The 13,020-nt window shown below is 49.9% G+C and carries 11 protein-coding genes; 8 read left to right on the forward strand and 3 right to left on the reverse strand.

Translation table 11 applies throughout. The annotated features are described in order from the left end of the window. Window positions 1-10 precede the first annotated feature (10 nt). Window positions 11-2,011: a chemotaxis protein CheA gene (gene cheA / locus LVQ79_RS09935; RefSeq protein WP_232864970.1), complete on the forward strand. Its 2,001-nt coding sequence runs from the start codon at window positions 11-13 to the stop codon at window positions 2,009-2,011. 29 nt (window positions 2,012-2,040) lie between these two features. After that, window positions 2,041-2,541, forward strand: a complete 501-nt coding sequence (gene cheW / locus LVQ79_RS09940; RefSeq protein ID WP_232864793.1) for a chemotaxis protein CheW — start codon at window positions 2,041-2,043, stop codon at window positions 2,539-2,541. 80 nt (window positions 2,542-2,621) lie between these two features. Here cheW and LVQ79_RS09945 read toward each other — a convergent pair whose 3' ends face one another. Next, window positions 2,622-3,884, reverse strand: a complete 1,263-nt coding sequence (locus LVQ79_RS09945; protein ID WP_232864794.1) for a dicarboxylate/amino acid:cation symporter — start codon at window positions 3,882-3,884, stop codon at window positions 2,622-2,624. A 350-nt stretch (window positions 3,885-4,234) separates the two neighbouring features. On the opposite strand from LVQ79_RS09945, the gene tar reads away from it, so the two are divergent. From tar to cheZ, 6 genes are read left to right on the forward strand one after another with little or no spacing between them, the layout of a single operon-like run. Then, complete coding sequence (gene tar / locus LVQ79_RS09950; RefSeq protein WP_232864795.1) at window positions 4,235-5,896, forward strand: methyl-accepting chemotaxis protein II; 1,662 nt, start codon at window positions 4,235-4,237, stop codon at window positions 5,894-5,896. A 42-nt stretch (window positions 5,897-5,938) separates the two neighbouring features. Then, window positions 5,939-7,543, forward strand: a complete 1,605-nt coding sequence (locus LVQ79_RS09955) for a methyl-accepting chemotaxis protein (protein ID WP_232864796.1) — start codon at window positions 5,939-5,941, stop codon at window positions 7,541-7,543. Window positions 7,544-7,562: 19 nt separating this feature from the next. Further along, on the forward strand, window positions 7,563-8,429 hold the full coding sequence (gene cheR, locus LVQ79_RS09960) for a protein-glutamate O-methyltransferase CheR (protein WP_134186766.1): 867 nt from the start codon (window positions 7,563-7,565) through the stop codon (window positions 8,427-8,429). Continuing rightward, on the forward strand, window positions 8,426-9,475 hold the full coding sequence (locus tag LVQ79_RS09965) for a protein-glutamate methylesterase/protein-glutamine glutaminase (protein ID WP_151994688.1): 1,050 nt from the start codon (window positions 8,426-8,428) through the stop codon (window positions 9,473-9,475). The genes cheR and LVQ79_RS09965 overlap by 4 nt, the downstream gene beginning before the upstream one ends. A 17-nt stretch (window positions 9,476-9,492) precedes the next feature. After that, window positions 9,493-9,882: a chemotaxis response regulator CheY gene (gene cheY, locus LVQ79_RS09970; RefSeq protein ID WP_034455094.1), complete on the forward strand. Its 390-nt coding sequence runs from the start codon at window positions 9,493-9,495 to the stop codon at window positions 9,880-9,882. Window positions 9,883-9,892: 10 nt separating this feature from the next. Next, on the forward strand, window positions 9,893-10,537 hold the full coding sequence (gene cheZ, locus LVQ79_RS09975; protein WP_232864797.1) for a protein phosphatase CheZ: 645 nt from the start codon (window positions 9,893-9,895) through the stop codon (window positions 10,535-10,537). Between the two features lie 220 nt (window positions 10,538-10,757). Here cheZ and LVQ79_RS09980 read toward each other — a convergent pair whose 3' ends face one another. Both LVQ79_RS09980 and LVQ79_RS09985 read right to left on the reverse strand, forming a co-directional pair. Further along, window positions 10,758-11,567 carry a hypothetical protein gene (locus LVQ79_RS09980; protein ID WP_232864798.1) on the reverse strand — a complete coding sequence of 270 codons (810 nt, stop codon included), beginning with the start codon at window positions 11,565-11,567 and terminating at the stop codon, window positions 10,758-10,760. Further along, the gene (locus LVQ79_RS09985; protein WP_232864799.1) at window positions 11,548-13,002 is read right to left on the reverse strand and encodes a deoxyguanosinetriphosphate triphosphohydrolase family protein; all 1,455 of its coding nucleotides are present in this window, start codon (window positions 13,000-13,002) and stop codon (window positions 11,548-11,550) included. The genes LVQ79_RS09980 and LVQ79_RS09985 overlap by 20 nt, the downstream gene beginning before the upstream one ends. Window positions 13,003-13,020 lie beyond the last annotated feature (18 nt).

Here is a 13,020-nt window from a genome sequence, read left to right on the forward strand (position 1 = left end):
TAGCGTGAGTATGGATATCAGCGATTTTTACCAGACATTTTTTGACGAGGCCGACGAGCTACTGGCCGATATGGAACAGCACCTGCTGAATCTGCTTCCTGAAGCGCCAGATTCAGAACTGCTGAATGCCATATTTCGCGCAGCACACTCGATAAAAGGTGGCGCCGGGACTTTCGGTTTCACCGTTTTGCAGGAAACCACGCATTTAATGGAAAACCTGCTCGACGATGCCCGGCGCGGTGAGATGCACCTCAACACCGATATCATCAACCTGTTTTTGGAAACCAAAGATATTATGCAGGAACAGTTGGACGCTTATAAAAACTCACAGGTCCCAGATGCTGAGAGTTTCGATTATATCTGCAAAGCGCTGCGCCAACTGGCTCTGGAAGCCAAAGGCGAAATGCCTGCGCCGCCTGCAAAATTGACCGTCGTAGAAAAAGAGTCAGTCGATGCGCTGCCAACAAACGATGGCAATTTGCGCATTGCGATTACCGGGCTTAAATCCACTGAACTGGATTTACTGCTCGAAGAGCTGGGTAACCTCGGTACCTTAAGTGAAGTGGAAAAGGGTGAAAACTCTGTCACTGCAACTATTGAGACGACAGTCAGCGCTGATGATATTAGTGCGGTGCTCTGCTTTGTCATCGAGCCTGAACAAATCGAATTTCTTCCGTTAACGGCAAGTGCGCCAGCCGCTACTGTTGAGCCAGAAGAAGTGCCGGTGGCACTTGCGGTTAACGCACCTCAGCCGGTGGTTGCCGCACCTGTAGCTTCTGTCGCGCCACGTACGGAAAGAGAGAGCAAACCTGCGCGTGTCAGCGAATCAAGCAGTATTCGCGTAGCGGTTGAGAAGGTTGATCAGTTAATCAACCTGGTTGGCGAACTGGTGATTACCCAGTCGATGCTGGCACAGCGATCCAATGAATTAGACCCGGTTGAACACGGCGAACTGATCACCAGTATGGGTCAGTTACAACGTAACGCTCGTGACTTGCAAGAGTCGGTGATGTCCATCCGTATGATGCCAATGGAGTATGTATTCAGTCGCTTCCCGCGTCTGGTACGCGATCTGGCGAGTAAGCTGGATAAACAGGTTGAACTGACTCTGCAAGGTAGCTCCACCGAACTGGATAAAAGTCTGATTGAACGCATTATCGACCCACTGACTCACCTGGTGCGTAATAGCCTCGATCACGGCATCGAAACTCCAGAAAAACGCCTGGTCGCGGGGAAATCAGCAGTTGGTAACTTAATTCTTTCTGCCGAGCACCAGGGTGGGAACATCTGCATTGAAGTTTCTGATGATGGTGCGGGCCTGAACCGTGAGCGCATTCTTGCTAAAGCGTTATCGCAGGGGATGCCAGTGCATGAAAACATGTCGGACGACGAAGTCGGCATGCTGATTTTTGCTCCTGGATTCTCTACCGCCGAGCAGGTTACGGACGTTTCCGGGCGCGGTGTAGGTATGGACGTGGTGAAGCGTAACATCCAGGAAATGGGTGGCCATGTTGAAATTAAATCGCAGGCCAATGTTGGCACCACCATCCGCATTATGCTGCCGCTGACCCTCGCCATTCTTGATGGGATGTCGGTAAAAGTATGCGACGAAGTGTTTATCCTGCCGCTCAACGCAGTGATGGAGTCGCTACAGCCGAAAGAAGATGATCTGCATCCTCTTGCCGGTGGTGAGCGCGTACTTGAAGTACGTGGCGAATACCTGCCGCTGGTTGAATTGTGGAAAGTATTTGATGTTGCCGGTGCGAAAACTGAAGCGACGCAAGGCATTGTGGTGATTTTGCAAAGCGCTGGTCGGCGTTACGCGCTACTGGTGGATCAGCTGATAGGTCAACATCAGGTGGTCGTGAAAAACCTCGAAAGCAACTATCGCAAAGTGCCGGGTATTTCCGCAGCAACCATCCTCGGTGATGGCAGTGTGGCGCTAATTGTTGATGTCTCTGCGCTGCAAGGTTTGAACCGTGAACAACGTATGGCCGGCACCGCCGCCTGATTCTCCGGGTTTTGAGTAAGGATAAAAAAATGAGTGGATTAACCAATGTGACAAAACTGACCGGGGAAACGGTAGGGCAAGAGTTCCTGGTCTTTACTCTTGGTGATGAAGAGTACGGTATCGATATTTTAAAAGTGCAGGAAATTCGCGGTTACGATCAAGTAACGCGTATTGCCAATACTCCGGCATTTATCAAGGGAGTCACTAACCTGCGTGGTGTGATTGTGCCGATCCTCGACTTGCGTATTAAGTTTGACCAGGATGGCGTGGAATATAACGAAAACACCGTGGTCATTGTGCTGAACTTTGGTCAGCGCGTGGTGGGTATTGTGGTAGATGGTGTATCTGACGTGTTATCTCTGACCGCTGAGCAAATTCGCCCGGCACCAGAGTTTGCTGTGACGCTTTCAACTGAGTATCTGACGGGCCTCGGTGCACTAGGCGACCGCATGCTGATTCTGGTGAATATTGAGAAGCTGCTTAACAGCGAAGAGATGGCGTTGGTCGATAGCGCGGCGCGCGTGGCTTAATAGCTACTTCTTTATAGGGCGGATTGGCGCAAACGCCATCCGCCACTACTCGATTTACAGATACAGCAAATACAGGAAAATTACGCTTCTACGCGCTCACCTGCTTCCGTTTGTTCTTCCAGCTCACCTTCATTTTTCGACAGCATTGCTGTTGCAACGCCATTACCCAATACGTTGATGGCAGAACGGCCCATATCCAGGAAGTGGTCGACACCCATCAGCAGTAAAATACCTGCTACCGGAATATTGAAGCTTGGGATGGTGGCTGCCAGTACAACCAGCGCAGAACGCGGTACACCTGCAATCCCTTTTGACGCCAGCATTAATGTCAGCATCAGCACCACAATCTCAGAGAAAGTGAGGTGAATGTTGTAAGCCTGCGCAATAAACATAGAAGCGAAAGAGCAATACACCATTGAACCGACCAGGTTGAACGAATAACCAATCGGTAGAACAAATGATGCAATGTTACGAGAACAACCAAAGCGTGTTAGCTGGTCCAGGGTTTTCGGATAAGCCGCTTCGGAGCTGCTGGTAGTAAACGCGACCAGAACCGGGTCTTTCAGCATGGCAATCAGGCGGAAAACATCACGCTTGAGAACCATATAGCCAACGCCCACAAGCACCATGCACGTCAGGATAATTGCGAGGTAGTAACCACCAATGAAGGATGCGTAGTTAAGCAAAATCCCCAGGCCTTCCGTCGCAATTACAGAAGAAATTGCCGCGAAGATAGCCAGTGGTGCCACATACATCACATAGCCTGTGACTTTGAGCATGATGTGAGAAACCACATCCAGAGCCGCGACTAGCGGGGTGTTAAATTTCTCGCCCAGCGACGCACCAGCAATACCGAAGAACAGAGAGAACACGACGATTTGCAGGATTTCGTTGTTCGACATTGCACCTGCAATGCTGGTTGGAATGGTGTGCGAGATAAACGCTTTCAGGTTCATGCCGCTTACAGCAAGGCCGGTTTGCACATCTCCCGCAGGCACTTGAAGGTTCATGCCAGCGCCCGGCTGCTGGAGGGTAACAATGAATAAACCGACCAGAATAGAAAGCACAGAAGATGAAACAAACCACACCATTGCTTTACCACCCACGCGGCCAATGGTGGACGTCTCGCCCATCTTCATAATGCCCACGGTCAGGGTGCTGAAGACCAATGGAGCAATAACCATTTTGATCAGGCGTAAAAAGATGTCGGTAAACAGCGTGATGTTTTCGGCATAGCTTTTGATGTTGTCAGCAGCGGCATATTCATGGATTGCAGCACCGGAAAGGATCCCGGCAAACATGAATAGAAGAATGAATAGCGTAAGTTTGTTTGAACTAGACAATTACGTAATAACCCCGTCGATTAGTAACAATTAATTAACTTATTGAGCCATATGTAATTTTTATGATTGGCCAATATATATTCGGCCCATAAATTGAACCAAAGCGCGGCAGGATTCAACTATTTTTTACTTTTTGTCGCAATTGTTAATATGGCGTCTTTTATGTAACGATCTGATAGCAATCGCGAAAGTAATATTAATTATTCCGCCCATCTTCTGTGACATCTCAACCAAAGCTCTTGTAGGTCGTGCAAGCGCAACGCTCCCGACAAACCCACCCCAAAGTTTCACGTAAAGTTTCAATACCCCATGCCGATAACACCCATAAGAAATCATTAAAAGGGTGTTATATGTTGAACCGTATTCGCGTTGTCACCATGCTAATGATGGTGCTGGTGGTGTTCGCGCTGCTCCAGCTCATCTCTGGCGGAATGTTTTTTAACTCACTCAAACATAATAACGACAGCTTTAAAGTTTCCAGGGAGTTACGCGTTCAGCAGTCAGAACTGGCCAACACCTGGGAATTGATGCTGCAAACACGCATCAACCTGAGCCGTTCTGCGGCGCGGATGATGATGGATGCCAGCAATGGGCAAAGTGCAGCAAAAACGGACCTGCTGAATAACGCCAAAAAATCTCTCGTTGAAGCGCAAAAACATTACGCCGCCTTCAAACAAATCCCCGCGATTACGCCAGAACTTGAAGCGCTGGTGCAGGGCATTGATGACGATTACCGCAACTACAACCAGGCGCTGAGCGAGTTGGTTGGGTATCTGGAAACCGGCAACATGGACGCCTATTTTGCGCAGTCCACCCAAAGCCTGCAAAACGCCCTCGAGAAAGAATACGCCGACTACATTGCGCTCAACGACCGCATGTACGAGCAATCGTATATTGCCAGCACTCACGACTATAACTTTGCCAAGTGGCAGATTGCGGGGCTTGCACTCGCGCTGTTCGCGGTGATTGTGCTGGTGTGGTTCGGTATGCGACGCATCCTGCTGCAACCGCTGGCAGTGGTGATTGGGCATATTCGTGAAATCGCCAACGGCAATCTGACGGAAAATATTGTTTCTACCGGGCGCAACGAAATGAGCGAGCTGACCTCCAGCGTGCGCCATATGCAGCAAGAACTGATCATAACCGTCGGCAGCGTGCGTGATGGTTCTGATGCCATCTACAGCGGTGCGACGGAAATTGCCGCCGGAAATAACGACCTCTCTTCCCGCACTGAACAGCAGGCGGCATCGCTTGAAGAAACCGCCGCTAGCATGGAACAGCTCACCGCGACCGTGAAACAGAACGCGGAAAACGCCCGTCAGGCATCTCAATTAGCATTAAGCGCCTCCGAAACCGCTCAGCGCGGCGGCAAAGTTGTGGATGGTGTAGTGAAGACCATGCACGACATCGCCGGTTCATCGAAGAAAATTGCTGATATTACCGGCGTGATTGACGGCATCGCTTTCCAGACCAACATTCTGGCGCTGAACGCCGCAGTAGAAGCGGCGCGCGCCGGTGAACAGGGGCGTGGTTTTGCCGTCGTTGCGGGCGAAGTGCGCAACCTTGCACAGCGTAGCGCCCAGGCGGCGAAAGAGATTAAAGGGCTGATCGAAGATTCTGTTTCCCGCGTGGATACCGGCTCTGTGCTGGTTGAAAGCGCCGGAGAAACCATGAGTGACATCGTGAATGCCGTTACGCGTGTGACCGATATCATGGGCGAAATTGCCTCCGCCTCTGATGAGCAAAGCCGTGGTATCGACCAGGTTGCGCTGGCGGTTTCAGAAATGGACCGCGTCACTCAGCAGAACGCCTCTTTGGTTGAGGAATCAGCCTCTGCGGCTGCCGCACTTGAAGAGCAAGCCAGCATGCTAAGTCAACTGGTTGCGGCCTTCCGTTTAACGACTGAACCGACTGTTACACCGTCCGTTAGCGCCACGGTATCGTCAGCTCCGGTTATCAAAACGAGTAAGCCGACAACAAGCGGGCACGACGATAACTGGGAAACTTTCTAAGAAACATTAATGGCCGGCAGACGTGCCGGCTGAGGGGCTGTGATGTTCAACCGTATCCGAATTTCGACCACTCTGTTGTTAATCTTGATCGTCTGCGGCGTGTTGCAGATTGGTAGTAATGGATTGTCTTTTTGGGCATTCAGGGATGATTTTCAGAATCTTAAAATGGTTGAAGTCGGAAACCAGCAACGTGACACCTTAACGCAAAGCCGCGCGGCTTTGTTACAGGCCAGCACTGCCTTGAGCCGTGCCGGTACGCTGACGGCGCTCAGTTACCCGCCGGAAGACATTAAGCGCTTGATGGCAAATGCCCGTGGCAGCCTGAAACAGGCTGACATGCTGTTTAACCAGTTTCTGGAAATCCCACCTTTAAATAAAGAAGGTGAGGATATGGTGGTATCGACAAAGCAGAGTTACGCCGCTTATCGCGATGATTTACAGCATCAGGCGACCTGGCTTGAAAGCAATCAGCTTTCTGACTTCCTGGGTGCGCCGATTCAGAAATCACAGGATATTTTTGACGCTTACTTTAACGCCTGGCAGCAGAGCATCAATGACACCGTGGCGGCATCGAGTGCTGACAGCAAAATGAACTACCAGATCTCGGCGATTATTTTCGCCAGCGTGACGGTGATCGCCATCCTGATGCTGATTGGTTCAATTATCTGGTCGAGCAGAATGCTGGTGCAACCGCTGGATATTGTGCGTAGCCACTTTGAACACATTGCCGCGGGTGATTTAGCACGCCCGATAAGCGTGTATGGGCGTAACGAAATCTCCGAGATTTTCCGTAGCCTGAAAAACATGCAGCAAGCGCTGAAAGAGACCGTGCAGCAAGTGCGTCAGGGCAGTGGAGCGATGCACACCGGGATCGCTGAAATTGCCGCGGGCAACAACGATCTCTCTTCCCGAACTGAACAACAGGCCGCATCACTTGCTGAAACTGCCGCCAGCATGGAGCAACTGACCGCAACAGTGGGCCAGAACGCCGATAACGCACGTCAGGCTGCACAGCTTTCCCGGACTGCGGCAGACACCGCTCAACAGGGCGGAAAACAGGCTGCAAACGTTGCCCGCACCATGCACGACATTGCGGGCAGCTCGAAGAAAATTGGCGACATCACCAGCGTGATTGATGGTATCGCCTTCCAGACCAACATCCTTGCTCTGAACGCCGCCGTTGAAGCTGCGCGTGCCGGTGAGCAAGGGCGTGGGTTTGCCGTGGTGGCCGGTGAAGTACGCAACCTGGCACAACGCAGTGCGCAGGCTGCCAAAGAGATCAAAGTGCTTATTGAAGAATCGGTCGACCGCGTGCAGCACGGTTCACAACTGGTTGATACGGCAGCCACGACGATGGCGGAAATCGTGCGTTCGGTTACGCAGGTTAACGACATCATGGGCGAAATTGCTTCGGCATCCGACGAACAGCGCCGTGGTATCGAGCAGGTAGCACTCGCGGTAAGCCAGATGGATCAAGTGACACAGCAAAACGCCGCGCTGGTAGAAGAAGCGGCAGCAGCAACCGATGCTCTGGCAAACCAGGCCGAACACCTTAGCGGTGTGGTATCGGTGTTTAATCTGGAAACTGTCGGCAATGAAGACGTCACCAGAGATTTAGTCACCAACGGGGTGCTCGCCACCTCCTGAAAGTAATTGAGAAGACGCTATGACATCACCACTGTCCACTGGACAATCGTCATTAATGTTACAGATGACACAGCGTCTACCGCTGTCGGACACGCACTTTCGCCGGATATGCCAGTTGATTTACCAGCGTGCAGGAATTGTGCTGGCCGATCACAAGCGAGACATGGTTTACAACCGCCTGGTGCGACGTTTACGTACCCTGGGGCTGGAGGATTTTGGGCACTACCTGAGCATGCTGGAGGCTAACGGCAGTAATGCCGAATGGCAGGCGTTCATTAACTCCTTGACCACTAACCTGACGGCTTTTTTCCGCGAAGGTCACCACTTTCCGATTCTCGCAGAACATGCGCGTAAACGTAGTGGGGAGTACAAAGTCTGGAGTGCGGCGGCCTCAACCGGTGAAGAGCCGTATTCCATCGCTATAACGCTCGCGGATGTGCTGGGTATGGCGCCTGGGCGCTGGAAAGTCTTCGCCAGTGATATCGACACCCAGGTGCTGGAGAAAGCCCAGAGTGCCATTTATCGCCAGGATGAACTGAAAACACTGGCTCCGCTCCAGATGCAGCGCTACTTCATGCGTGGCACCGGGCCACACGATGGGCTGGTACGGGTGCGTAGCGATCTGGCCAGCCACATGGAGTTTGCGCCAATCAATCTTTTGGACAAGCAAGCGCCAATTCCTGGACCGTTTGACGCCATTTTTTGTCGCAATGTGATGATTTATTTTGATAAAGCGACACAGCAGCAAATTTTGCAGCGTTTTGTACCGCTGCTAAAACCGGGCGGATTGCTGTTTGCCGGGCATTCGGAAAACTTCAGTAACCTCAGCCGCGAGTTTTTACTGCGTGGGCAGACCGTATACGGACTGAGTAAGGAAAGATCATGACAAAAATAACCGTGCTGTGCGTCGATGACTCCGCCCTGATGCGCCAGATCATGACAGAAATTGTCAATAGCCACGATGACATGGAAATGGTGGCAACCGCACCAGACCCGCTTGTAGCTCGTGATTTGATTAAGAAATTCAACCCTGACGTGCTGACGCTGGATGTAGAAATGCCGCGCATGGATGGTCTGGATTTCCTTGAGAAATTAATGCGCCTGCGCCCGATGCCGGTGGTGATGGTTTCATCGCTCACCGGGAAAGGTTCGGAAGTGACATTACGGGCGCTGGAGTTGGGCGCGATTGATTTTGTCACCAAGCCGCAGTTAGGCATTCGTGAAGGGATGCTGGCTTACAGCGAAACTATTGCGGAGAAAGTGCGTACTGCCGCGAAGGCAAAACTGGCGGCGCGAGCGCCCGTTGCAGCGCCTGCTGCGTTGAAAGCGGGGCCATTACTCAGTTCAGAAAAATTGATAGCTATTGGTGCATCAACCGGTGGTACCGAGGCGATTCGCCATGTCCTGCAACCGCTGCCGCTATCAAGCCCAGCGGTACTAATTACGCAGCATATGCCGCCAGGTTTTACTCGCTCGTTTGCTGACCGGCTTAACAAGTTATGCCAGATAGCGGTGAAAGAGGCAGAGGATGGCGAGCGTGTGCTACCGGGGCACGCCTACATCGCACCGGGCGATAAACATATGGAGCTTGCCCGTAGCGGGGCGAACTACCAAATCAAAATTCATGATGGCCCACCCGTGAACCGGCATCGTCCGGCCGTGGATGTGCTGTTCCATTCTGTCGCGAAATTCGCTGGGCGAAACGCCGTGGGCGTCATTTTGACGGGAATGGGGAATGACGGCGCCGCAGGGATGTTGGCAATGCATAAAGCCGGGGCATGGACTATCGCCCAAAACGAAGCAAGTTGTGTGGTGTTCGGCATGCCGCGTGAGGCCATCAACAGTGGTGGTGTCAGCGAAGTGGTCGATTTAAGTGTAATCAGTCAACAGATGTTGGCAAAGATTAGTGCCGGACAGGCAATACGTATTTAACCGAAGGAACTCTATAAATGGCAGATAAAGAACTCAAATTTTTGGTGGTGGATGATTTCTCTACCATGCGTCGCATTGTCCGTAACCTGCTAAAAGAGCTGGGTTTCAACAACGTCGAAGAAGCAGAAGATGGTGTCGATGCGCTCAATAAACTCAACGGTGGCGGCTTTGGTTTTGTTATCTCTGACTGGAACATGCCGAACATGGACGGTCTGGAGTTGCTGAAAACCATTCGTGGCAACGGTGCAATGTCGGCTCTGCCGGTATTGATGGTGACCGCTGAGGCGAAGAAAGAGAACATCATTGCCGCAGCACAGGCGGGGGCGAGTGGCTATGTGGTAAAACCGTTTACCGCCGCGACACTTGAAGAGAAGTTAAACAAAATCTTCGAAAAGCTCGGCATGTAAGGAGAGGCTCATGCACTCATCTACCAATCCCGCGTCAGAGTTACATTCAACCGGCGATATTATCGTTCGGATAGGCAGCCTGACCCGAATGCTGCGCGACAGCCTACGCGAGCTGGGCCTTGACCAGGCGATTGCCGAAGCGGCAGAAGCGATTCCCGATGCTCGTGACCGCCTGGACTACGTGGTGCAGATGACCGCGCAGGCCGCAGAGCGCGCGCTGAACTGTGTGGAGCTGGCTCAGCCTCATCAGAACAAACTTGAATCCGACGCCAAAGCACTCAATGGCCGCTGGGATGCCTGGTTTGAAAATCCAATCGAGCTGGGTGATGCCCGTGAACTGGTTACCGATACGCGCAGTTACTTGTCTGGCGTCCCGAGTCACACCAGCTTTACCAATGCTCAGCTTCTGGAAATCATGATGGCGCAAGACTTCCAGGATTTAACCGGTCAGGTCATCAAGCGCATGATGGATGTTATCCAGGAAATTGAACGCCAGTTGTTAATGGTGTTAATGGAGAACATGCCAGAACTGGATGCGCGTGCGAAACGCCCAGCCGACAGCCTGCTCAACGGCCCGCAAATGAACACGACCGCAGCGGGTGTGGTTGCAAGCCAGGATCAGGTTGATGATTTGTTGGATAGTTTAGGGTTTTAATATTGGGTGCTGTGTCTAAGTGGCACAGCGTCATTTTTTCTTAATGACGTTATATATCCATCATCCTTCATGCTGCAGGGGTGTTGGCTGCGCTCACTTACCCAAACTACTTACCTTAGTAAGCTCATTGGGATAAGCTCCCTGGCCGCCTATCTGTAACTCGAATGCTAATGGGTATATACCCAAAAGATTACGGGTATAATTTGAGAATGAAAACACATCAGGGAAATACATTACCTTTTTCGGCAATGCATTTATAGTGAATGGTTTTTGGTTTTTGTTGAACATTGATAATAATGTCCTCACCTTTCTGCCATTGTTCAAGTAAAATAAGTAACTTGTCAATTCGATCTGCGGTGATTAAATTTTTGTCAAAGTTGGCGCGTTCGTATTGTATTAACTCGGTGCTGCTATAGCAGGACAAATGACTTTGAAGGAAGGCACAAAGTTTTCCTCCTAATGTAGCAGCATTTTTCCCGTAAATAGTCCGGATGATTTTTACTACAGAACCTTTTTCGTTAGGGTTTTTTTCTAACACCAGATCTAAACGTCTGTTAATTAAGTCCTGTAAATAATTTGGCTGAGTGATTATTTTCTTTGCTTTAATATCATAAATTACAGCATCCCAGGTCATTAACGTGGTATGTAGTAAGCTATCGATATTATGTAGTGAAATAACATCCTCTCTGAACGCCCAGGTATCTTCCAGGCTCCAGATATCATAATCCATGCGTGAGTAAGTCAGCCGGAAACCACCAAATTTATTCTCGGTAAAGTTTGGGATGTTTAATGATTCTAACGCCTCATACAACTCATGACGACTTCCGTGGAAGACCAGATCGATGTCTGAACTGAAGCCGTTATGGCCAAACAGTCCTATGTCGCGAATCATGCCACCGAAAATGTAGACATGAGCATGCATAGACAGCGCTTCGATGAAGTTGCTGGCCGCCTGACGCTCGTCTTTCTCTGAAGCGAAAAATCCTTCAACTCTTCGCTTCAGATTTCGCTTACTTTGAACGATGTTCATACTCATACAAGGATTTTAGCTCATCGTGTAGGGCAATCAAATAACTATCTGTCATGCCAGAAATAGCATCGGCGAGAAGTTGCGCTTCTTTGTAAAGCACGGGCAGATCGTTTTGAGGGCTTTCAAAAATGCGGCGATAATTTTCGGAGATTCTGCCATAGACATATCTGCCAAATGGTGTATCAGAATGGTATTCCGGCAATGTTGTGGCTGATGAAAGCTTTTCATCTTTCTTTTGCTGTTTAGTTTTATGTCCATGAATACCAACCCAGAGCATATCCATTAATCCCTTTATATAATTCGAACCTTCTAATTCGAGTTTTAATACACTGCGATGTTGGTATCCTCTGGTTCGGTCGAACATTTTCAGGGCTTCACATAAAGCATGTCCTTTACTTATTGAAATGAGATCTTTTTCCTGACAATTAATGTCAAGAAAGTTGTCTTTGTTTTCTTTGAATGCAATGACAACAGCATCAACTAATTCAGCTATGGCATAAACCCTGAACATTTGCATGCTCATGTCATTCAGCTCTGCTGGGGATAACTCTCCTTTGGCATACTCTTTATTGTCTTCTTTGCTTTTAGTAATGACATTACGCATTATTTCATCGGATGAGGCATTATTCTGACAAGAGAGGAAGTCCATTAAATCATGGAATGAAGCTAAACCCTTTTTAACCGTATCTTCTGCATCAAGTACTGAATAAGCAATATCATCACACGCTTCCATAAGATAAGTGAAAGGATGACGGATGCCTTCTCTGAGACCGGTTTTCTCCCAGATGTCTTTGACGACGGGCTCTTCGGAGTAGAAGAAACCATGCTTTTTCCACTGCTTTGAACTTGAAAATGAGGTTCGCGGGTACTTGAGCATTGAGGCCAGTGTGGCGTAGGTAAGATTAAGGCCAAACTCATCATTGAGAATTTGAAGTTTGGTTACCAGCCTGAAGGTTTGTGAATTCCCATCAAACTGGCGGAAATCATTGTAAATTTTATCCATGGGGCAACTGGTACAAACGGGAATTTCTTTCCTGAACCATTCACCCATCGCCCGTTCCCCTTGATGGCCAAAAGGGGGGTTGCCAAGATCATGTACTAAACCTATAGCAGCGAGCAGTGCCGGGACATCACGTTCAACACAAACGTCAGGTAGGTTTGTGCCGAAAATATCCTCTTTCATTTCGAACGCCAACCTAACCCCAATTCCTCGTGCCAGATTGGCTACTTCATGTGAGTGGGTCAGACGCGTTCTCACACTATCATTTTTATCCAGGGGAAAAACCTGGGTCTTATCTGCCAGGCGGCGAGTGGGGGCCGCAAATAAAATTCGGTCGAAATCTCGTTCTATCTGAAGCCGACCTTTGGCGGTTCCTACAGAATTGGTTTTTTTAGGTTTACGCCGATTAGCGTTAAGTAATTCAGTCCATTGCATCGTTTGCTCCTTATTTAA

The sequence above is a fragment of the Buttiauxella cochleicola genome, from assembly GCF_021282405.1.
GTDB classification, from domain to species: domain Bacteria; phylum Pseudomonadota; class Gammaproteobacteria; order Enterobacterales; family Enterobacteriaceae; genus Buttiauxella; species Buttiauxella massiliensis.